The following is a 255-nucleotide window of genomic DNA, read 5'->3' as shown; positions in this document are numbered from 1 at the left end:
AGCAGCAGCATCACCGGGGACGCGCAAGCAAACCGAGTACCAGAGTTGTTACAAGCCACTGTGCGACCGAACCGAATCGTCTGTGGGCTTGGGATATTACCTGGCTGCCGGCAGATGTGAAGGGGCTATATTTTTACTGGTACATGGTGCTCGATGTTTACAGTCGAAAGATTGTCGGGCATGAAATTCATGTCGCAGAGTCGGCTGAACTGGCATCACTGCTGCTGCGGCGTGCAAGTCTGGCTGAGGGACTGG

1 pseudogene is annotated in these 255 nt (G+C 54.5%); it reads left to right on the top strand.

Annotated elements, in window-relative coordinates:
* Window positions 1-255, top strand: a pseudogene (locus ACO0K1_RS20345) (IS3 family transposase); the annotation flags it as partial.

It is taken from the genome of Undibacterium sp. SXout20W (assembly GCF_049340285.1).
Lineage (GTDB): Bacteria > Pseudomonadota > Gammaproteobacteria > Burkholderiales > Burkholderiaceae_D > Undibacterium.
The sequence above is the reverse complement of the archived record's forward strand: the minus strand, read 5'-3'. Positions and strand labels throughout refer to the sequence as shown.